We start from the raw sequence: 19,429 nt of genomic DNA on the forward strand, positions 1-19,429 counted from the left end.
AGAGTCGGCAAGTCTGACCGCCTCAGGGACGCGGACATCGCACGCTTGGCCGCATGGATGTGAAAGTCAGCGTCGTAGTACCGGTTTACAACCCCGGTGATACCGCCGACGCGTGTATCCGTTCGGTGCTCGAGCAGTCGATGGTCCCTGAGGAATACGAGGTCATCTTCGCCGACGACGGATCGGATGACGGGATCCAGCTCCGCCTCGACGCCATCGCCGCCGTCCGCTCGAATGTCCGGGTCCTCCATCTCGGGCGGACCGGCTCGCCGATGCGCGGCCGTAACGTCGCCATGGCGGTCGCCAGGGGCGAATACGTCTACCTGCTCAACCAGGCCGACCGCCTCGAACGGGCCGCCCTGGAGCGCATGTACGCCCGCGCGGTCGAGACCGACGCCGACATCCTGATCGGGCGGCTGGTCGACGGCCAGGCGCCGCCCTCCAAGATCTTCGAGCGCAACCGGGAACGCGCCGACCTGCTCAGGGACCGGCTGCTCACCCTGCTGACGCCGCACAAGCTCTACCGGAGGGAGTTCCTGGACGCTGAGGCGCTGGCCTTCACCGACCCGGGAGGCCTCATGGCCGAGCAGACCTTCGTCACGCGGGCGTACCTGCGGGCCAAGGTGGTCACCGTCCTCGCCGACCAGGTCTGCTGTCATCTCGGGGAGCGTTGCGAGCCCGAGGAGGACCCCTACGTCCACGGCGCGGAGTTACGTGAGCTCCTCGACGTCGTCGACTACGAGGTTCTCCCGGGACAGCGGCGCGACCGCATGTACGCGCACTGGTTTCGCACCGCCGTGCTGCGGCGCCTCGCCGGGAGTGACTTCGTCCTGTCGTCCAAGGACAGGGCGGCGACCTTCACGACCCTGCGCGAGCTGGTCGTCCAGCGCTTCCCTCCGCGCCTTGATCGCTACCTGCCCGTTCACCTGCGCGTCCGGGCGGCGCTGCTCCGCGCGGGCAGGCTCGACCAGCTCCTCCTGCTCGCCCAGGCCATGCGCGGCACCCGGTTGCGGGCCGAGCTCAAGGACCTCCTCTGGGAGGACGGCGCGTTCACCATGGAGCTCAGCGTGGAGATCGTCCGCGCGGGCGGTGACCCGGTGCGTTTCGTCCCGCACGGAGACGACGGCCTGATCTGGGAGCCTCCCGTCCCCCTCGACGGCCTCGCCCTCCCACCCGAGCAGGCCGACGTCACCCACGCCGCCTCCAGGGCCAGGTTCGAGGTCTACATCAGGCACGAGGACACCGGGCTCATCTACTTCCTGCCCGTCACCTGCTCGGTGACGCGCAGCAGGCACCGCAACGGGATCAGGCTCCAGGTCACCGGCAGGGCCAGGCTCGACGCCGCGTCCGCCGCCCTCGGCGCCCCGCTGCCCTCCGGCCTGTGGGAGATCCACGTGCGCATGTACGGCGGAGCCAACCAGGCCCGCGCCCGGGTGACCGGCTCCCCGTTGAACTGCACGGGGACGCTGGCCAACCACTCAGAGCGCCTGGTCATCCCCTGGTGGTCCGACCGGGGCGAGCTGGGCGTCTGCGTCGAGCCCCGCTCGTTCGCCGAGTCGATCGTGCTGGTCTCCCCGGGGGCGACGGTCACCCCGCAGCGTGACCACGTCTTCGTTGTGGTGCCGGTGCCGTACGTGCCGCCGAGCGGGGGACCGCCCGCGGAGCTGGTGCTGCGCAGGGCGTCCAGGGGGGAGCACGAGATCTGCGCGCCCGCGCTGGTCGAGCCCGGCGTGCCGGGGCAGCTCGCCGGGCGGCTCATCGCCAAGGTGCCGACCCGGCGGATCTACCGCGAGGGCTTCCTCGCCCCCGGCGACTGGCGGCCGTTCCTGCGGGTCGAGGACCGGGAGGTCGGGCTTCGTTTCAAGGTCGGGATGAGCTTCGGCGGCAGGGTCGAGGTCCGCGCCGCCGTCGCGGCCGGGAGGCCGGCCTTCCGCTACCCGCTGTTCAAGCGCGTCGCGCTGCGCATCCCGGGAATCCGCAACGCGATCAGGGTGACCAGGACCGTGCAGCGGCGCTACACGGCGGGCTGACGTCCGCCGCGTTCTCGCCTTCGAGTGGCGCCCGTCGCCATATCGCAGGGGGTTTCTGTGTGGACGGTCATCGGCCGCCGAGCTGGTGCAGTCGCAGGGCGAGCTGGATCTCCAGGGACCTGTCCGGGGTCTGCCAGCCGGGGCCGAGGAGCTGCGCGACCCGCTCCAGGCGCTGGGTGACGGTGTTGACATGGATGTGGAGGGTCTCGGCCGTGCGGGAGAGCGAGCACCCGGTGCCGAAGTAGGCGGTGAGCGTGCGCACCAGCGCGGTGCCCCGCCGGGCGTCGTAGTCGAGCACGGGCCCGAGGGTCGACAGGAGGAACGCCTCGACGTCGTGCCCCTCGCCGACGAGCAGGCCGACGAAGCCCAGCTCGGCGGCGCTCGCGCCCTCTCCCGCCCTGCCCAGGGCCAGCAGGGCGTCGGCGCAGCGCCTCGCCTCCCGGTGGGCCGCGCCGACCTCGGCGGGGCCGCAGACCGGACCGCAGGCGCCCGCGGTCGCCGGGCGGCCGAGGGAGGCACTCAGCTCGGCCGCGACCCGCCTGGCGAGCCTGCCTGGGTCGTCGCCGGGCAGCAGCAGCACCACCTCGTCCCCGCGCTGGGCGGCCAGGCCGTGGTTCAGCGCGGCGTGCGAGGAGGCCCAGAATCCCGCGCGTTCGCGCTCGTCGCCGTGGCGGGCCACGACGACCACGTGGCTCGCGTCCAGGTCGACGCCGACCCTCCTGGCCCGCTCGGCCAGGCCGTCCAGGCCGGGACGGGCGATCAGGTCGTCGAGCAGCTCGCCCCTGACCCGTCCCTCAGCCTCGGCCACGGTACGGCGGAACAGCATCAGCAGCGCGGTGACCAGCGCGGCCCGTTCGAGGATGCGCTGGTCGGTGTCGGCGACTCGCTCCTCGGCCCGCAGCACGAGCGTGCACAGCGGCTCCGCGCCCACGTCGACGGATGCGACCAGCAGGTTTCCCCTCCTGACCGTACGGCCGAGCGCGCGGGACGACCGTGCGGCCTCCGCGATCACCGTCGCGACGTCGTCGCGCCCGTCCCCGGTTGGCCGGTCCGCCTTGAGATCGTCGGGATCACCGGCGATCGGCCGCCCCGCGTCGTCCAGCACGAGCAGCGAGCCGCCCAGCACCTCGGTCACCACGGCGGCGACGTCCTCGACCCCGCCGCCGCGCAGCACCAGCCCGGCCATCCGGTCGTGGGCGAGCGCCGCCCGCTCGACGGCCCCGCTGTGCGCGCTCGCCTGCAGGTTCGCCTCGCTCAGCTCCTCAAGGGCGTTCCTGGTCTCCTGCAGCAGCCTGGCGTTGTCGATCGCGACCGCCGCGTGTGCGGCCAGCGAGCTGAGAAGCACCACCTCGTCCTGGGTGAAGGGCCGGACGCTCCGGTTGGCCGCGAACAGCACGCCGATGACCCGCGCGCCGAGCTTGAGCGGCACGCCCAGGATGGCGACCAGGCCCTCCTCGATCACGGCGTCGTCGATGTCCGCCTTGTGGCGGAAGCGCGCGTCGGCGAAGTAGTCGGCCGTCGAGTACGGCGTCGCGGTCTGCGCCACGAGGCCGCCGAGACCGGCACCCATGGGCAGCCGGAGCGCCCTGAACTTGGCCGAGACAGAGCCGTCCGTCACCCGCATCCAGGTGTCACCCCGGTCGGGGTCGTGCAGCGTCATGTAGGCGGCGTCGGTGCCCAGGAGCTGCCTCGCCCGGTGCACGATGGCCTCGAGCACGGCGTCCAGATCCCGCAGCCCGGCCAGGTCGCCCGCGGTGTCGAACAACGCGGACAGCTCCGCCTCGCGCTTGGCCCTGCGCCGCAGCAGCGCCCGCACCCTCAGCGCGGCGAGCTTGGCGTCCTCCAACTCGGCCAGCGTCTCGGCGTCCGCCCCCGTGCTCCTGGCGGCCAGGACGGGCCCCTCGAACTCGACCGCCGACGCCTCTCTGGCCAGCAGTTCGAGGAAGATCCGCGTGCTCATGACATCCATTGTCGCGCCTGCGTCCCGGCCGCGTGGGGTCAGCGGGCCGTCCAGCCGCCGTCGACGGGCAGGGACGTCCCCGTGACGAACGAGCCGTGCGGGCCGCACAGGTAGGCGACCAGCTCGGCCACCTCCTCCGGCTCGATCAGCCGCTTGATCGCGGCGGAGGCGAGCATGATCCGCTCGACGACCTCGTCCCCGCCGATGCCGTGACTCCTGGCCTGGTCCTCGATCTGGTTCTCCACCAGGGGCGTGCGCACGTAGGCGGGGTTCACGCAGTTGGAGGTGACGCCGTGCGCGGCGCCCTCGAGGGCGATGACCTTCGACAACCCCTCAAGGGCGTGCTTGGCGGTGACATAGGCCGACTTGTACGGCGAGGCACGCAGGCCGTGGACCGAGGAGATGTTCACGATCCGCCCCCAGCCCCGCTCGTACATCCCCGGCAGAACCGCCCTGACCAGCAGGAACGGCGCCTCGACCATGACCTTGAGCATCTTCGCGAAGACCTCGGGAGGGAACTCCTCGATCGGCGCCACGTGCTGGAACCCGGCGTTGTTCACCACCACGTCCACGTCGGCGGGGAGCACGTCCACGAAATCCGGCGCGGACAGGTCGGCGATCACCGGTGTCCCGGAGATCTCCTCGGCCACCTTCGCCGCGCCCTCGGGATCCCTGTCGACCACGAACACGTGCGCCCCCGCGGTGGCGAGCCGGTGCGCGCACGCCCGCCCGATCCCGCTGCCCGCCCCGGTCACCACGGCCCGCCGTCCCGCTAGGTCAGTCATGACGCCGAATCTAGGCAACGGCCGCGACCTCGCCCATGTCGCCCCCCGACACAGTCCGCCCCCGACCTGTGTGCTCCGTCTCCTCGCCGTACGCGGACTCGCCCCGCGCGTACGGCGGCGTCGCCGGGTACGCGGGGAGGGCTCAGCGGACGGGGTAGCGGATGATGGTCCGCACCTTCTCCGGCGCGGTGCGCTCGAGGTTCGACAGGTAGATCTCGTGGTGCCTGCCCGCGAGGCTCAGGCCCTGCTCCGCGATGAACTTCATCAGTTTCCCGACCGTCGCAGGCTCCTCGCTGAAGGGGCCCGTGTGCAGGATCTGGGCGGACCTGCCCTCGGCCAGGGTCGCCAGCCGTATGTCGTCGACCCGCGCGGAGGGCTTCTTCCTCCGCACGGCGGCCACCGCCCGCTCGACCATCTCGGCGGTGACCTGCTCTGGCTGGGGGATGAGGGAGGTCCATCGCATGGACGTCAGGTCGCCGGGGTCTCCCTCCCAGAGTCCTTCGAGCGGGGCGACGGAGAAGGTCAGGGTGGGCTTCAGTTCCGCGCGGACCGCGTAGGCGACGCCGTACATGGCCTCGACGGTGCTCCGGTAGCGCTCGCCGGAGGGGGCTCCCGCGCCGTCGGCCATGAGGCAGGGGAGTTCGGGGACGTCGAGAAGGGCCGGAACGTCCTTGGCCGCGTAGAGGTCGCGGTGGATCTTCTTCATGACACCAGGCTGGACTCTCCCGCTGTGGGAGAGTCCAACCCTCGGGCGGTCAGACGGTCGATCAGGGGCAACGGTCGTCGAAGGGAGCGTCAAGCCCCGCGCGGGCGGTCAGACGGTCACCGGGTAGGTCAGCGTGAGCTCGTCGCCCGGCAAACCGCGAATGCCCCAGTTGACCTGCGGAGATTCCATGATCACGATTTCCAGGTCCTCGGCGGGGAGGTCGAGCTCCTCCTGCGCCCTGGCGAACAGGGTGCGGATCAGGTCGCGTTTCGCCTGGTCCGACCTGCCCTGGAAGCAGATGATCTCCACGATCAGGTAGCGCTCGCTCCGCTGCGGGCAGACGAAGTCCTCGGCGTCCAGCAGCAGGAAGCGGTGGAACCGCTTGTCGGCGGGCAGCCGCCACACCTCGGTGAGGCACCCTTGCACGGTGTCGGAGAGCTCCTGGCGCCTTTCCGACCAGACGTCACGACGACCGTAGAACTTGATCTGTGTCATGCGCGGGAGTCTCCCAGTTCTTCCGTCCCGGACGGTGATCGGGTCATGGAGAGCACGTCGAGCAGGGCGTCGAGCTGCTCCTCGGTGAGGGTGCCGTTGGCGACGTGCCCGCGCTCGACGACGACCTCCCTGATGGTCTTGCGCTCCGCCAGGGCCTGCTTGGCGATCTTTGCGGCCTCCTCGTAGCCGACGTGCCGGTTGAGCGGCGTGACGATCGAGGGGGAGGATTCGGCGTACTCGAGGAGGCGGTCGGTGTTGGCGGTGATGCCCTGGACACATCGGTCGGCCAGCAGCCGGGAGACGTTGGCGAGCAGCCGGATCGACTCCAGCACGTTCCTGGCCATGACGGGCAGCGCCACGTTGAGCTCGAAGTTGCCCGAGGCCCCGGCGAAGGCGATGGCCGCGTCGTTCCCGATGACCTGGGCCGCGACCATGCACACGGCTTCGGGAATGACCGGGTTGACCTTGCCCGGCATGATCGACGACCCGGGCTGGAGGTCGGGAAGGTTGATCTCACCGAGCCCGGCACGCGGTCCCGAACCCATCCAGCGAAGATCATTGGCGATCTTGTTGAGTGAGACGGCGACCGTGCGCAGCTGGCCGGAGAGCTCCACGACGGCGTCCCGGGCGCCCTGTGCCTCGAAGTGGTCGGGAGCCTCGGAGAACGGCAGCCCGGTGGCCTCACGGAGCTTCTCGATGACCTTGGCGGCGAAACCGGGCGGGGTGTTGATCCCGGTCCCGACGGCCGTGCCGCCCAGCGGGAGCTGCACGAGGCGCGGGAGCGCGCCGCGCACCCTGGCGATGCCGTTGTCGATCTGGGTGGCGTAACCGCCGAACTCCTGGCCGAGCGTCACCGGGGTCGCGTCCATCAGGTGCGTACGGCCGGACTTGACCACCTGCTCGAACTGCAGCGACTTGTTCCTGAGCGCGGTGGCCAGATGCCGCAGGGAGGGGATCAGGTGGTAGGTCACCTCGGTCGTCGCGGCCACGTGGATCGAGGTCGGGAACACGTCGTTCGAGGACTGCGAGGCGTTGACGTGGTCGTTCGGGTGGACGGGACGGCCAAGCCGTTCCTCGGCGAGGGTGGCGATCACCTCGTTGGCGTTCATGTTGGAGGAGGTGCCCGAGCCGGTCTGGAAGACGTCGATGGGGAACTCGGCGTCCCACTCGTTCTCGGCGATGTCCGTCGCGGCCTCGGCGATCGCCACGGCCATCTCCTTCTCGAGCACCCCCAGCTCGGCGTTGACCTCGGCGGCGACCGCCTTGATCAGTCCGAGCGCGGCGATGTGCGGGCTCTCAAGACCGCGCCCGGAGATGGGGAAGTTCTCCACGGCCCGCTGCGTCTGCGCCCGCCACTTCGCGCTTGCCGGAACCCGTACGTCGCCCATCGAGTCATGTTCGATCCGAAACTCGCTCATGGCTCCAGTCTGCGTCCTGCCCCCCGAAGCCCGAATCCACCCCGGGAATCCCCACACCACGACGTTCCCCGCGCGACGTTCCCCGCACCACGAGGTTTCCCACGCCGCGACGTTCCCCGGGCCACGCTGTTTCCCCTGCGCCACGGTGTTCCCCGCGCTGCGCCGTGGGCCGTCCATGCTCCACCGTGTGCGAGGTCTTTCACGGCGCCGGTACGGCGAGCAGCGGCATGGGCCTGTTCGGCGCCGGTGTACGGCGCGCGACCGGAACGTTCGCAGCGGTCGCGAACGTCCACGGCGATACGCTCGGTGCCCGGTCCGGTGGCCGGGCACCGTGTTTCGTCAGCCGGTGAAGGCAGAGACCGCCAGGATGACGATCACCACCAGGGCGAGGGCCGCGACCCCCATGAGGACGAGCACGCCGACCCGGCTCCTGGACGAGGAGGTCTTCTGGGACGCCTGGCCGTTCTGGGCGGGCAGGCCGTTCTGGCCGGCGATCGCGAACAGGTCGGTGCCGAGGCCGGAGGGGGGCGGGGGACCTCCGGCGACGTCCCCGGGCTGTCCGGGCTGTCCGTACTGTCCGGGAGCCCCAGCGGGCTGCCAGGGGCCCTGTGGTGCGGCCCCCGGGGCGCCGGACGGCCCTCCGAGGCTGCCGGGCCGGTCGTTCGGTGACGCCCCTCCAGGTCCTTCCGGCTGCCGGTTCCGCGGAGCGCCGGGTCCCGGCGCGGCCGGGAACGCGTGCGGTGCCGTGTCCGGGTACTCGTCGTGCCCGGGGGCCGGGGGGAATCCCCGCCCCGGGGCCGCCGGGGCGCCGGAGGCGGCCAGGCCGGGTCCCGCGACCGGTGTTCCGAGCCCAGAGGGAGCGGGCCGTCCGGCGACCGGTGTCCTGGGCGCGGAGGCGACAGGCTTCTCCGGGCGCGCGCCCGCCGGTGAGGCGGCGGGGGAGGACGGGGAGGGAGCGGCGGCCGATCCAGGGCCAGGGGGCAGGCGCAGGCCGCCCTTGGGGCGGATGACCAGCACGGTGCGGTCGGCGTCGAACCCCTCATCCTCCGAGGCGCCCTCCAGCGCAAGCGGCTCCGCGTCCTTCGCGGCGGTGCCTGCGGGCTTCGCGGTGGAACTCGCGGGCTTCGCGGTGGCACCTGCGGGCTTCGCGGGCGCAGCCCCGGTGGATTGGGCCTTGGCGGCTCCGGCGGCTCCGGTCGAGCTTCCGGCGGCTCCGGCGGCCTCGGTAGAGGGGGAGGACGTCGAGGGAGAGGACATAGTGGACGCGGCCGGGGCGGCAGGCGCGGGGGCCGTGCTCGCGGGGGTGCTCGCGGGGGTGCTCGTGGGAGTGTCCGCCACGGTCCTGAGCATCGCGATCGCCAGGGCGTGCGACGGCCGTACCGTGTAGTCCCTCTCGAGAAGCTGCTCGAGCACCGGGCGCAGCGGTCCGGCCTGGGTCGGTGTGTCGGCCTTGTCGGTCATCAGCGCGGCCAGGGTCTCGGCCACAGAGGACCGCTCGTACGCCGGGCGGCCCTCGACCGCGAAGTACAGCGTGGCGCCGAGCGACCACAGGTCGGACTCGGGCCCGGTGTGCTCCCCGCGGGCCCGCTCCGGTGCCGTGTATCCGGGGGAGCCGATCACCATGCCGGTTTTGGTGAGGCTGCTGTCCCCCTCGGCCTTGGCGATGCCGAAGTCGGTGAGCACCACCCGGCCGCTTTCGGTGATCAACACGTTGCCGGGCTTGACGTCGCGATGGAGCACACCCTGGTCGTGGGCGGCGCGCAGCGCGCCCAGCAGGTCAACCCCGATCTCGGCGACGAGCCGGGGCGGCAGGGGTCCCTCCTCCTCGATCACCTGCTCCAGGGAGCGTGCCTGCACGAGCTCCATGATGATCCAGGGGCTGTCGCCCTCGACGATCGCGTCGTGGACGGTGGCCACGGAGGGATGGCTGATGCGGGCAGCCGTACGACCCTCACGGATCATGCGCTCCCGAAGTTCGGCGCGTTGTGCTTCGCTGAGCCCGGGTTCCTGACGGATCTCTTTGATCGCGACCTCGCGGCCGAGGGAGCGGTCATGGGCACGCCAAACCGTGCCCATCGTCCCCCGGCCGAGCGGTGCGATCAGCTCGTAGCGGTCAGCGAGCACGCGCGTCTGCTGTTCCGGCATGAGAAGAAGATAGCGATTCTTCCTTGAAGCTCGCTTTATCCTCGCTTACGGAGGTCTCTGGGCCACAGCTGGCGCGGAAGCACCAGGCGGATCAGTGGCGTAATGAACCGAACAAAAGGGTGAGGCTCGGGGAGCCGCTCGACCGGCTTGCGATGCACGCCCTCCGCGGGGCGGCGGTGCAGGCGAGGCGGGGGCACCGGTGCAGGCAGAGGTGCGGGAATGAGCGGCGGAGGCGGCATCGGCGCCGAGCCCGCACGGTGCAGCCCGCGGTGCTGCGGGCGGCGGTTGAACGAGGGCAACGAGGGCACTGTGATCGTCGCGGTGCTTCTCCCACTCCTGCCCACGGTCCTGGAGAGCGGCTCCTCAGCCGTCCCGCCCGCCGCGACCCTGGCGAGCATCATCGAGGCGCGCACCGCGTCGAGCCTGACCGCGGGGTCGATCATGAGCAGGCCGCGCAGCACCGGGGTCAGCGGTCCCGCCTTCTCCATCGGGATCGGTTCGCCGCTGGTCAGCGCGGCCAGCGCGGCGGCGGCCGTACGGCGTCCGTGCAGGCCCCTGCCCTCGACGGCGGTGTAGAGGGTCGCGCCGAGCGACCACAGGTCGGCGGAGGGGGTCGCCTTCGCGCCGAGCACGCGCTCGGGGGCGATGTATCCGGCGGACCCGAGCACGATGCCCGCCTGGGTGATCGACACGTCGCCCTCGAGCGCGGCCAGGCCGAAGTCGGTGAGCACCGCGCGGTCGTCGGTCACCAGGACGTTGCTGGGCTTCACGTCACGGTGCAGGATCCCCTTGGCGTGCACGGCCCGCAGCGCGCCCAGGACCTGGCGGCCGATCTCCGCCGTCTCACGTGGCGGCAGCGGGCCCCGGTCCTGCAGGAGCTGCTCCAGGGATCTGGCGCGGAGCAGCTCCATCACGATCCAGGGGCGCTCGTCCTCGGTCACGACGTCGAAGACGGTGATCACCGAGGGATGGGCGACCATCGCGGTCGCCCGTCCCTCGCGCTCGGTCCTGGCACACAGCTCCGCCCGCAGGTCCTCGTCGAGGACGAGGGGCAGCCGGACTTCCTTGACCGCGACCTCGCGGTCAAGCAACTCGTCGTGCGCTCGCCAGACGGTGCCCATGCCACCGCGCCCGACCGGCTCGAAAAGCCGATAGCGCGCTGCAAGAAGGTATCCGGACGGCGCACGCATGTGGGGCAGCTTACCGATTTGCGTAATGCGACCAGTAGAGACCGGGCCGAAACTTCTTGCGATCTTAAGTCAGATTTTCGTGCTCGTCGCTGTCGAGAAGCGCTGCTTCACATCGTTCCAGTTGATCAGCGACCACAGTTTCTCGACGTAGTCGGGGCGCACGTTACGGTACTGCAGGTAGTAGGCGTGCTCCCAGGCGTCGAAGACCAGCAGCGGCGTGGTGTTGATCCCGACGTTGCCGTGGTGGTCGTAGACCTGCTCGACGACCAGGCGGCGGCTGAGCGGCTCCCAGGCCAGGATGCCCCAGCCGGAGCCCTGCACTCCGGCGGTCGCGGTGGTCAGCTGCTTGCTGAAGGCCTCGAACGAGCCGAAGTGCTCGTCGATGGCCGCGGCCAGCTCGCCGTCGGGGCGGTCGCCGCCGTCGGGGGAGAGGTTCTGCCAGAAGATCGAGTGCAGCACGTGGCCGGAGAGGTTGAAGGCGAAGGTCTTCTCCAATCCGACCAGGCCGCCGAACTCGCTCTTGTCGCGGGCCTCGGCCAGCCGCTCCAGGGTGTCGTTGGCGCCCTTGACGTAGGCGGCGTGGTGCTTGGAGTGGTGCAGCTCCAGGATCTCGCCGGTGATCGCGGGCTCGAGCGCCGCGTAGTCGTAGGGCATATCCGGAAGGGTGTACTCACCCATGAAGGTCTACCTCCTCGTTGGTCAATGCTCCGTCGACGCTATTGCCGGAATACATGCATGCGCATCGGACCTATGACCTAGGTCTCTTGGTAGTTGCAAGCAATTCGCAATTACATCATGATGGCAAGTGTCAGTTGGTCCAGAGGGGGTCTCGCGCAGCCGGGACGGCGTACGGCGCGGCGCCGCAGATCGTGCCGTCAGAGTCGTTCCACGCTGAGGATCGTTGAGCCGGTCCACGCGGTGGCGTTCGCACCGCCGCCGCGGCGCGAGACTTCCGACCACCTGTCGGCGTGTGCGGTCGCCGGTGCGCGCGGACGCCAGGGCGAGTGCGGATGCGGGGATACACGCGGACGCCTGGGTGTGCGCGGCAAAGGGGATACACGCGGTCGCCGGGGCTGCGCGGCCGGGGGTGTGTGCGGCGCGTCAGGGCCGTTCAGGCACGTCGCGGATCCCACGGGATGGGAATGGGCAGGGAGCCTCGCCGAGGGGCCCCTGGAGGGGCTACAGGCCGCTGGAGGACCATCCTGTCCAGGACTCCACCTCGATGAGCACGACGGGGCCCCGCGGAGGCCGGTCGCGGTACTGCGGGTAGCGTTCGGCGAGTCGGGCGACGGCCCGTTCCCAGGCCGCCCCGCCCTCGACGATCCTGGCCCTTCCATCGGCGCGCACCCACCACAGCCGCGACCAGTCGTCCTCGTAGTGGTCGACCAGCAGGCACACCCGGTCATCGGCGGCGATGTTGCGCAGGCGGCGCAGATTCGTCGTGCGCTTCGGCTTGTGGTCGACCGCGAACGCGATCGTGTCGCCGTCGACCTCGAAGGTCACGGGGACGAGATGGGGCGTGCCGTCCGCGCCGACCGTGGCCAGCCGCGCGACCCGGGCGGCCAGGAACCTGTCGCGTGCCTGGAAGGCGTCCATCCGGCCATTGAAACAGGCCCCCGTCGGCCTTCCCGGCAGGCGCCCCGCCGGCCTTCCCGGCAGGTTCTCCGTCGGTCTTGTCCGTGAGCTCTCCGGCGAGCCCGGTGGGTCCGTGCCCGCCGGGAGAAGCGCCCGGATCGGGCGTTCCCCGGGCGTTCCCCGGGGGAGCCCCGCCCGGCCGTCACCGGGCGTCTGTCATTCGCCGGTGAGCGGAAACGAAGGCCGGTTTTCCGGCGAACCCGGCCTTCGTTCCCGCCGGGGGTCAGCGGCGGCCGATGGACAGCACCGGGCCGGTCGTGTCGGTGAAGAAGTCGTCTCCCTTGTCGTCGACGACGATGAACGCGGGGAAGTCCTCGACCTCGATCTTCCAGACCGCCTCCATCCCCAGCTCGGGGTACTCCAGGACCTCCACCTTCCTGATGCAGTCCTGGGCGAGGCGAGCCGCGGGGCCGCCGATGGAGCCGAGGTAGAAGCCGCCGTGGGTCGCGCAGGCGTCGGTGACCTGCTTGGAGCGGTTGCCCTTGGCGAGCATGACCATGGAGCCGCCCGCGGCCTGGAAGCGCTCGACGTAGGAGTCCATCCGGCCCGCGGTCGTCGGCCCGAAGGATCCGGAGGCGTACCCCTCCGGAGTCTTGGCGGGACCGGCGTAGTAGACCGCGTGGTCCTTGAGGTACTGCGGCATCTCGCCGCCCGCGTCGAGCAGCTCGCCGATCTTGGCGTGCGCGATGTCGCGGGCGACGACCAGCGGGCCGCTCAGGGACAGGCGGGTCTTGACCGGGTACTTGGTCAGCTCGGCGAGGATCTCCGGCATCGGGCGGTTGAGGTCGATCCGCACCACGTCGTCGGACAGGTGTTCGTCCGTGGTCTCGGGCAGGAACCTCGCCGGGTCGGTCTCCAGCTGCTCCAGGAAGACGCCCTCGGGCGTGATCTTGGCCAGGGCCTGGCGGTCGGCGCTGCAGGAGACCGCGATGGCGACGGGGCAGGAGGCGCCGTGCCGGGGCAGGCGGATGACGCGGACGTCGTGGCAGAAGTACTTGCCGCCGAACTGGGCGCCGATGCCGAGCTTCTGGGTGAGCTCGAAGACCTTCGCCTCAAGCTCGGTGTCACGGAAACCGTGGCCGCTGGGGGAGCCCTCGGTGGGGATGGCGTCCAGGTAGCGGGCGCTGGCGTACTTGGCCGTCTTCAGGGCGAACTCGGCCGAGGTGCCGCCGACGACGATCGCCAGGTGGTACGGCGGGCACGCGGCGGTGCCGAGGGAGCGGATCTTCTCCTCCAGGAACTGGAGCATCCGCTTCTCGTTGAGGACGGCCTTGGTCTCCTGGTAGAGGAACGACTTGTTGGCGCTGCCGCCGCCCTTGGCCATGAACAGCAGCTTGTACTCGTCGGCGTGGCCGTGCGGGTCCTCGGCGTACAGCTCGATCTGCGCGGGGAGATTGGAGCCGGTGTTCTTCTCCTCCCACATGGTGATCGGGGCCATCTGGGAGTAGCGCAGGTTCAGCTTGGTGTAGGCGTCGTAGACGCCGCGCGAGACGTGCTCGGCGTCCGCGCCGTCGGTGAGCACGTGACGGCCGCGCTTGCCCATCACGATCGCGGTGCCGGTGTCCTGGCACATCGGGAGCACGCCGCCCGCCGAGATCGAGGCGTTCTTGAGCAGGTCGAGCGCCACGAAGCGGTCGTTCCCGCTGGACTCGGGATCATCGATGATCTTGCGGAGCTGGGCCAGGTGGGACGACCGGAGGTAGTGGGAGATGTCGTGGATCGCCGTCTCGGTCAGCAGTCGCAGCGCCTCGGGGGCGACCTCCAGGAATCTGCGGCCCGCGGCCTCGACGACGCGCACCCCCTCGGCGCTGATCAGACGGTATGACGTCTCATCCGGACCCATGGGGAGCAGGTCGGTGTAGTCGAACTCGGGCATCGTCTTCGGTCCTCCGTGCCGGGGGCCTTCTCCGGTCCCATAGAGGGTAAGCCCTGCCGATCGCGCCCTTTCGCCGTGGTCGGGCGCGGGAACGTCCTTCTCGGCCTCGGTCTCCGCCGATCTTTCGCCGACCAAAGCGATAAGAGATGAGAAAAAGGGATTTTATATAAATATTGATCTTTTGTGGCGTCTCATGCCCCTCTGCTTCCGAAGACTCAGAGGAAGCTGGAAGTGAGGCCGGGCCGGGCCCGGTGAAAGCCGGAGGACGTCATGCAGATTATGAGCAGCAACATCGTGATGCTCGCGATCCTCGCACTTCTCGTGGTCGCAGGGCTCGCGATCTCGCTGATCGCGATCGCGCTCGCGACCATCAGGAGTGTCGACGGCCAGGTTCCCCAGCAGCCCGCCGACATCTCGAAGGCCGAGCAGCGCAGGCGGCAGCTGGAGCAGATGGAGCTGCCCCGGCCGCGGACGGACTCCGACTCTACGCAGGCCCACGAGAAGCTGTCGCACTGAGGCCGACGACGATTCCGGTGACCACCAGCGCCGCTCCGAGCAGGTCGGGCGCGGAAGGCGTCGCCACCCCGAGGACCGCCCCCGTCGCGATGGCGCCAACCGGGATGAGCCCGGCGAACAGGCCCGCGGTCCCCGGCCCGAGCCGGGGCAGCGCGTCGTACCAGAGCAGGAACGCGGCGGCCGTGACGACCACCCCCTGGTAGCCGAGCCCGAGCGCCTCGGCGGAGGTGGGCACGCGCAGCATCGCCGTGCCGTCCGCGATCAGGCCGATGACCACCAGCAGCGGTACGGCCGCCGCCGCCGAGTAGGCGGAGACGCGGACCGCGCCCAGCCTGGGCAGCAGCGGGATGGCCAGCAGAGAGAAGGAGATCTCGCAGCCCAGCGCGCCCAGCGACCACAGCAGCCCGGCCAGGTCCCCGCTGCCCGCGCCGGTGGCGAGAACCGTCCCCGCGGCCACCACCGCGGCGCCCCCGAGAAGCCGCGCCGAGGGACGCCCGCCGAACAGGGCGAGCACCAGCGGGACGGCGCCCAGCACGGTGCCGACCAGCGCCGGGCCGCCGCGCCTCGTCGCCTCGATCACGCAGACGTTGAAGAGCACCAGCCCGAAGAGCGACAGCGCGGTCAGCAGCGCGGTCTCGCGGGGCGTCGGCCGTACGAACCGCAGGCCCCTGACCCGCGCGACGGCGAACAGCACGCAGGCGCCGCCGAGGTAGCGCAGTGCCTGGCCTCCGTAGACCGGATAGTCCTCGATCACACCGGAGACGGCGGCCAGCGTTCCCACCAGCGACATGGCCACGGCCGCCTGGCACAGGCCGCGGAGCCGAGGGCGGGGAAGGACGATGACATCTGCGCTCATGTCGGGAATGCTAGGAAGCAAATGGTTCCCCTGGCGGGTCCAATCATCATGGGAAATCGAGGACCAATTGGCCGATCTGCATCTGGTCGTCGACAGGGCGGCGGGCGGGATCGCCGACCAGATCGCCCGCGAGCTGCGCGAGGCCGTACGGCACGGCAGGCTGACCGCGGGGGCGAGACTGCCCGCGAGCAGGGAGCTGGCCAGGGACCTCGGGCTGTCGCGCGGCGTGGTCGTCGAGGCCTACGAGCGGCTGGTCGCGGAGGGCTTCCTGATCTCCAGGGTCGGTGCGGGCACCGTGGTCGCCCCCGCCGCGACCAGGTCCCAGGACGCCTCGGAACGCGACCCCGTCGTTCCCGCCTGCAGGCCGTACTACGGGCGCCGCTCGACCTCCCCCGACCTGAACGCCTTCCCGCGCGGGCGCTGGCTGGCCGCCATCAGGCAGACCCTGGCCACCCTGCCCTCCGACGCGCTCGACTACGGCGACCCGGGCGGCGCGCGGGAGCTGCGCGAGGAACTGGCCGCCTACCTGCGAAGGGTCCGCGCGGCCGACGTGACCCCGGACAACCTGGTGATCGTCGGCGGAGTCGCCCAGGGGCTGTACCTCACCGTCCAGGCCCTCGCGGGACGGCTTCCCCAGGCCCTCACGGAACGACTTTCCGAGGCCCTCGCGGGAGGGCTTCCCCAGGACCTTGAGGGACGTCTTTCCCAGGGCAGGGCCGTACACGACCTGGACTGGTTCGTCGACCGGATCGCGAACCCCGCGCCGAGGCCGGGCCGTGTCCGCCTCGCGGTCGAGGACCCGACCAGCCTGCGCCAGCTCCCGCTGCTGCGCGCCGCGGGCGCCGACCTGGTCGCGGTCCGCGTCGACGAGGAGGGCGTCGACATCGGCGCCCTGGCCGCGAGCGGGGCGCGGGTCGTGCTGCTCACCCCCGCTCACCAGTACCCGACCGGGGTCGTGCTCGCCCCGTGCCGCCGCGCCGAGCTGATCGAGTGGGCCACCGTGACCGGCGCGACGATCCTGGAGGACGACTACGACGCGGAGTTCAGATTCGACCGCGACCCGGTCGGATGCCTGCAGGGACTCGCCCCCGACCGGGTGATCCTGGTGGGGAGCGTGAGCAAGTCCCTGGCCCCGGGGCTCAGGCTCGGCTGGGTCGCGGCCCCCGCCGAGGTCGCCGAGTCGATACGGCAGGTGCGTGGCGAGCTCGACCTCGGCTCGCCGGTGATCGAGCAGCACGCGCTGGCCGACCTCATCAGGACCGGCGACTACGACCGGCAGCTGAGGAGGATGCGCAGGGAGTACCGTGCCCGCCGCGACGCCCTCGTGCGGGCGCTGGCCGAGCACCTTCCCGAGATCACCGTGCGTGGCGTCTCCGCCGGCCTGCACCTGTTCGCCGAACTGCCCCGGAACTGGGACGAGCTCTCCACCGTCGAGACCGCCCAGGCCTGCGGCCTCGCCGTCGAGCGAGTCGCCCCCATGCGGCACGCCCCCGGCCCGCCCGCCCTGGTCATGGGCTTCGCCCAGCTCCCCGCACACCGCGCGGACGATGTCGTCCGCACCCTCGCCGAGAGACTTCCACGCTGACCGGCGGGCGGACGAATCCCGTTGAAGACCCCGTGGTCAGTCAGACCACGAGCCAGGTCTCACCGGAGGCGTTCACCCGCATACTCATGATCAGAGGAAGATCTGGTCGACGCGGACGGCGCGGTCTCCTGGGATGACGATCGGGGCGGCCACCTCGACCACGCGGCCACGGGAGAGCATGCGGCGAGTGATCGCGAACACCGGGACCCCGCTGCCGATGGCGAGAGTCGCGCTTTCCTCCGCGTCTGGCATCCGGACGGCCGTCTCCTCGGTGATCTCGTCCACTTCGATGCCCAGGCTTCTGAGCTGGGCGAGATTACCTCCAGGCCATGGCTCGTTCTGCGGGTCGGCTACGGCAGTGCCCTCGACGTCGGCGGCCAGCAGACATGATCGTGACATCTGAGACGGGACGCCTTTGGCGTAGAAGACGAACCTGCGCTCCAGCACCCTGACGCCGGAACCGACGACGAACAGGTCGGCCAGGAGTGGGTCAGCGATGATCCATCGGTAGGCCTTGTCGAGGCGGTATTCCGACCACGTGACGCCCGCGTCCCTGGTGAAGGAGGTCTGGGGCACGGTCTGCGGACCGGCGTCGGCACGGTAGCGGTCCATCGAGATCCGGCGCACCGGCGGGCGTTCCCGGACGGTGGTGCCGCCCCGGCCGCGTGTCTCGACGAGTCCCTGGCTTTTCAGGTCGTCGATGGCCTTGCGGATGACGATCTCGGAGACGCCGTACCGCTGAGCGAGGTCGGCATGTCTGGGCAGCCGCGCTCCCGGAGGGTAGTCACCTCGCAGGATCGCCTCACGCAGCTCGGCTGCGACGTGCTCGTAGGCATGACCCCGCACTGGCTTCCTCCTTCTCGACGCGGAGATCTTCGGTGAACGGCTTGACAGGCACGATACCGGGCCTCCATTCTCGTATACGTCAATAGCTTAGCGTATACGAAAACGAAGGCCGGTGACGACTCCACGTGATTCGGTACATCTCGCATGCCTGACCTTGCGATGGCGTGATGAGTGCTGGCGCCTCCATGGACTACGTCCGACCGAACCACGTGCCAATGCTTGCTCAGTATCGGCCCGAGCGGGCCACCATGCGAATGATCATGACTGTCTCGGACATGGCAGTCCGCATCGAACGAAGAGTCCGAATTCTTTCCCCATACGAGGTGGACCTGCCCGGACGTCGTGATCGCCGGACAGGCCCTTGATCGCAAAGGAGTGCGCCCCATGGAGAATGCCAGGTCCCTCCCGACGAGCCCGGCGATCCCGGGCTGGCGGCTGATCATCAGTGACGCCGGGCGATTCTGGGCCATCCGCCAGACGCCCTTCCCGATCGCGGCGATGCGGGCCGGAGCCGATCCGGCGGTGGACGCCGACACCTTCGCCGAGGTCCGGGCCATGGTGGAGCGGCAGGAGGAGATCGCCCGGCAGGTGACCTCGTGATCGGGCGCCTGTCTCGGCCGCCGGGACGCCACCGCGCCGGACAGCCGCACACCAGCGTGCACCGCCGCCTGTGGGATGGTCCGGCTCGTGCCGAAGCCGAGCGGATGGAACGTTCCCATCCCGCCTGGCTGGTCCTCTACAGCCTGGGCACCCGCCGCTTCTACGCCCTGGCCACCTGGCCAGCGTCCGAGTCGGTCATCGTCTGCGACGACACCGCCGCAGGGCTGGAGGAACAGATGCGTGAGAAGGAGACGGCCCTCACCTGGCAGGCGCCGCCCACACCCTCACCGCCGTCCCCGGGCGTGTTCCCGCCCCCGTCCCTGGCCAGGCGCGGCGGCATCGCCTCCCCGGCACCCGTCGCCCCGTCCCCGAGGCGGGCCGCCGTACCGCGTTCCTCCCGGAGGGCCGCATGACGCCCACCCCGGCCCCTCGCCCCGAACAGTCGGACCCCGCCGCTCCGGACTCCGGTGTTGCACGGCAACGATGCAACACCGTGCAACAGGCCCACCCCGGCTGGCTGATCTTCCACAACTCCGGAACCGGTGCCTGGAGCGCCTACCGGCGGACCTTTCCCGATAAGCAGGAGATCGCGGCGGGCGTCAGGCTCCTGATCAGGGCGGACTCGGCCGAGCGGCTGGAGGGGAAACTGGCCGCCCAGGCCGAGATCCTGCCCGCCCCCGAGCCGCTGCCGGGCATCTCCTGGACCTTCCTGCGGTCCTGACCCCACCCGGTACGGCGCCGCGAACCTGCGGCAGGCCGTACCCCTTGAACGTGCGATCCGGGAGG

General features: G+C 70.7%; 18 protein-coding genes. 6 read left to right on the forward strand and 12 right to left on the reverse strand.

Annotated features, from left to right (window positions below; all coding sequences use genetic code 11):
- Positions 1–53 precede the first annotated feature (53 nt).
- Positions 54–2,030, forward strand: a complete 1,977-nt coding sequence (locus AB0395_RS00400; RefSeq protein WP_366275614.1) for a glycosyltransferase family 2 protein — start codon at positions 54–56, stop codon at positions 2,028–2,030.
- 67 nt (positions 2,031–2,097) lie between these two features.
- Here the strand turns inward: AB0395_RS00400 and AB0395_RS00405 are convergent, their stop codons facing one another.
- The 10 genes from AB0395_RS00405 to AB0395_RS00450 form a co-directional block, all read right to left on the reverse strand.
- Positions 2,098–3,990, reverse strand: a complete 1,893-nt coding sequence (locus AB0395_RS00405) for a helix-turn-helix domain-containing protein (protein WP_366275615.1) — start codon at positions 3,988–3,990, stop codon at positions 2,098–2,100.
- A gap of 38 nt (positions 3,991–4,028) precedes the next feature.
- The gene (locus AB0395_RS00410; protein ID WP_366275616.1) at positions 4,029–4,775 is read right to left on the reverse strand and encodes a 3-hydroxybutyrate dehydrogenase; all 747 of its coding nucleotides are present in this window, start codon (positions 4,773–4,775) and stop codon (positions 4,029–4,031) included.
- 142 nt (positions 4,776–4,917) lie between these two features.
- Positions 4,918–5,481, reverse strand: coding sequence for a GyrI-like domain-containing protein (locus AB0395_RS00415; protein WP_366275617.1), 564 nt, complete (start codon positions 5,479–5,481; stop codon positions 4,918–4,920).
- Positions 5,482–5,589: 108 nt separating this feature from the next.
- A complete protein-coding gene (locus AB0395_RS00420) occupies positions 5,590–5,976 on the reverse strand; it encodes a tautomerase family protein (protein ID WP_366275618.1) in 387 nt (128 codons plus the stop codon).
- Positions 5,973–7,394: a class II fumarate hydratase gene (locus AB0395_RS00425; RefSeq protein ID WP_366275619.1), complete on the reverse strand. Its 1,422-nt coding sequence runs from the start codon at positions 7,392–7,394 to the stop codon at positions 5,973–5,975. The genes AB0395_RS00420 and AB0395_RS00425 overlap by 4 nt, the downstream gene beginning before the upstream one ends.
- 339 nt (positions 7,395–7,733) lie before the next feature.
- Complete coding sequence (locus AB0395_RS00430; protein WP_366275620.1) at positions 7,734–9,539, reverse strand: protein kinase; 1,806 nt, start codon at positions 9,537–9,539, stop codon at positions 7,734–7,736.
- 35 nt (positions 9,540–9,574) lie between these two features.
- A complete protein-coding gene (locus tag AB0395_RS00435) occupies positions 9,575–10,729 on the reverse strand; it encodes a serine/threonine-protein kinase (RefSeq protein ID WP_366275621.1) in 1,155 nt (384 codons plus the stop codon).
- Between the two features lie 69 nt (positions 10,730–10,798).
- Positions 10,799–11,407 carry a superoxide dismutase gene (locus tag AB0395_RS00440; protein WP_366275623.1) on the reverse strand — a complete coding sequence of 203 codons (609 nt, stop codon included), beginning with the start codon at positions 11,405–11,407 and terminating at the stop codon, positions 10,799–10,801.
- Positions 11,408–11,908: 501 nt separating this feature from the next.
- Positions 11,909–12,325 (reverse strand): TIGR03668 family PPOX class F420-dependent oxidoreductase, encoded by a 417-nt coding sequence (locus tag AB0395_RS00445; protein ID WP_366275624.1) that lies wholly within the window; start codon positions 12,323–12,325, stop codon positions 11,909–11,911.
- Between the two features lie 262 nt (positions 12,326–12,587).
- Complete coding sequence (locus tag AB0395_RS00450; protein WP_366275625.1) at positions 12,588–14,240, reverse strand: fumarate hydratase; 1,653 nt, start codon at positions 14,238–14,240, stop codon at positions 12,588–12,590.
- 279 nt (positions 14,241–14,519) lie between these two features.
- On the opposite strand from AB0395_RS00450, the gene AB0395_RS00455 reads away from it, so the two are divergent.
- Positions 14,520–14,756 (forward strand): hypothetical protein, encoded by a 237-nt coding sequence (locus AB0395_RS00455; protein WP_366275627.1) that lies wholly within the window; start codon positions 14,520–14,522, stop codon positions 14,754–14,756.
- Here AB0395_RS00455 and AB0395_RS00460 read toward each other — a convergent pair.
- Positions 14,725–15,612 (reverse strand): DMT family transporter, encoded by an 888-nt coding sequence (locus tag AB0395_RS00460; protein WP_366275629.1) that lies wholly within the window; start codon positions 15,610–15,612, stop codon positions 14,725–14,727. The two genes, AB0395_RS00455 and AB0395_RS00460, sit on opposite strands and share 32 nt — an antisense overlap.
- A gap of 67 nt (positions 15,613–15,679) precedes the next feature.
- On the opposite strand from AB0395_RS00460, the gene AB0395_RS00465 reads away from it, so the two are divergent.
- Positions 15,680–17,197 carry a PLP-dependent aminotransferase family protein gene (locus AB0395_RS00465; protein WP_366275630.1) on the forward strand — a complete coding sequence of 506 codons (1,518 nt, stop codon included), beginning with the start codon at positions 15,680–15,682 and terminating at the stop codon, positions 17,195–17,197.
- Between the two features lie 90 nt (positions 17,198–17,287).
- Here the strand turns inward: AB0395_RS00465 and AB0395_RS00470 are convergent, their stop codons facing one another.
- On the reverse strand, positions 17,288–18,043 hold the full coding sequence (locus tag AB0395_RS00470; RefSeq protein WP_366275631.1) for a GntR family transcriptional regulator: 756 nt from the start codon (positions 18,041–18,043) through the stop codon (positions 17,288–17,290).
- Between the two features lie 384 nt (positions 18,044–18,427).
- Between AB0395_RS00470 and AB0395_RS00475 the strand changes: the two genes are divergently transcribed.
- The 3 genes from AB0395_RS00475 to AB0395_RS00485 all read left to right on the forward strand — a co-directional run bounded on the left by AB0395_RS00475 (position 18,428) and on the right by AB0395_RS00485 (position 19,364).
- Complete coding sequence (locus AB0395_RS00475) at positions 18,428–18,643, forward strand: hypothetical protein (RefSeq protein ID WP_366275632.1); 216 nt, start codon at positions 18,428–18,430, stop codon at positions 18,641–18,643.
- Positions 18,640–19,056: a hypothetical protein gene (locus AB0395_RS00480; RefSeq protein WP_366275633.1), complete on the forward strand. Its 417-nt coding sequence runs from the start codon at positions 18,640–18,642 to the stop codon at positions 19,054–19,056. The genes AB0395_RS00475 and AB0395_RS00480 overlap by 4 nt, the downstream gene beginning before the upstream one ends.
- Positions 19,057–19,136: 80 nt before the next feature.
- Positions 19,137–19,364, forward strand: a complete 228-nt coding sequence (locus AB0395_RS00485) for a hypothetical protein (protein WP_366275634.1) — start codon at positions 19,137–19,139, stop codon at positions 19,362–19,364.
- Positions 19,365–19,429: the final 65 nt, after the last annotated feature.

The sequence above is a fragment of the Streptosporangium sp. NPDC051023 genome, assembly GCF_040689595.1.
Classification (GTDB): domain Bacteria; phylum Actinomycetota; class Actinomycetes; order Streptosporangiales; family Streptosporangiaceae; genus Streptosporangium.